At 73.6% G+C, this 1,643-nt stretch carries 1 protein-coding gene; it reads left to right on the forward strand.

From position 1 onward, the window contains the following. Positions 1 to 728 precede the first annotated feature (728 nt). On the forward strand, positions 729 to 1,325 hold the full coding sequence (locus tag ACTUAL_RS04925) for a response regulator transcription factor (protein ID WP_015805222.1): 597 nt from the start codon (positions 729 to 731) through the stop codon (positions 1,323 to 1,325). Positions 1,326 to 1,643: the final 318 nt, after the last annotated feature.

Consider the following 1,643-nt stretch of genomic DNA (forward strand, 5'->3'; position numbering starts at 1 on the left):
GGTCCGGCCCGCAGCGGTGGGGCCGCCGCGGTCCACGCCGCTCCGGCCGCCGCTCGTCCCCGCGCCGCCCAAGCCGTCGTGCAAGGCGGGCCTTCGGCCACCGCTGCCCCGGCCGGCCCGCCCGTCGAACCCCCGCCCGTCGAACCCCCGCCCGCCGCCCACTCCGGGCGCACCCTCGTGCGCCACCACTGGATCGCCGCCGAGATCGCCCTGGCCTCCGGCGCCCCCGCCGACGCCGTTCCGCACGGGGAAGCCGCGCTCGCGCTCGCCCGAGCGCGTGGCGGGATGCGACACATCCTCAAGTCCCGCCTGGTCCTGGGCACCGCTCTGGTGGTGTGGGCGACCCCCGAAAGCGTCCGCCGGGGCACTGAACTCCTGGCATGTGACCTAAATCACACTGCCCGACTTCTCTTGTTCTCGTTGTCCTGGCCGACGGCTCTTGTCCTCGCCACGAACTCCCCAGTCCGCACTACTGCGGAGCGCCACGACGACCTCGATCGGGCCGCCAACGCTCTGAGCTGCGTGTTGCTGCGTTCCACGCCCGCGAGCCGTCGCGCGGCCGAGGCGTCTCCCTGGATGCCGACGGCGCTGCTCCGTTCCGGGGAACCCCCGAACGCAGACCCTGAGACGAAGTTCTTGACGGATTAAGCACCGGATCGTGTCAAGGTTCCCGGCTTAGCGTCCGATAGGGGATATGGAACGTCACTCGGCTGCAGGAAGGAGTCCCCGTGACCACGGTCCTTATTTGCGACGACCGGCGCAGTGTGCGGGAGGGTCTCACCCGCGTGATGTCGGCTGTCCCAGGGGTTAGCCGCATCGACTGCGTAGCGCACGGTGACGAGTTGTTGGCACGCTTCTCCCGTCAGCCGGTGGACGTCGTCCTGGTTGGCACGCAGCGCGCCGTCCCCACCGGGGTGGAAGCGACCCGGCGACTCGTCTCGGCCAATCCGCAGGCAAACGTCATAGTCTTCGGCGCACCCGACGACGCGGGCAGCATCGCCGCCGCGATCGCGGGTGGGGCTCGTGGCTACCTCCGCTGGGACGCCTCGCGCCCCGAGCTGGTGGCCGCGCTCGCCCACACGCTCGCGAGCACCTCGGTGCCCGCACCGCGCCAGCCCTCCGATCCGGGGGTCCAGCTCACCGAGCGGGAGCTCCAGGTGCTGCGCGGCATGAGCCAGGGCAAGAGCAACGGCCAGATCGGCCGCGAGCTCTACCTGTCCGAGGACACGGTGAAGACGCACGCCCGCAGGTTGTTCCGCAAGCTCGGGGTCCGGGACCGCGCTCAGGCCGTCGCGCACGGCTTCCGCCGCGGTCTCGTGTCCTAGGGGCGACGCGGAGGAGCAAGACCGCCAGGCGGGTGGCTCCGCCCTGGCCGCAGGTGCCGACCCGGCGACGGGCGCACCGCGGCCGGAGCAGGGTCACCCGCACCGCTGAACCGGCGCCGCGCACCGCGGCGACCAGACCACGCGCCACCCGGCGCCGCACCCGCAGCCCTCCGGTCACCCGACCGCTCGGCGACGCGGGGCGCACTGCCGCGCGCACCAGCGCGGCCGGTGCGCGGCGGTCACCCGGAAGCGCGATCACCCGGCAGCACGTTCGTGGTGGGGGCCCGCCCCCCCCGCGGCCCCGCCCCCCCCCCCCCC

The sequence above is a fragment of the Actinosynnema sp. genome (assembly GCF_052038725.1).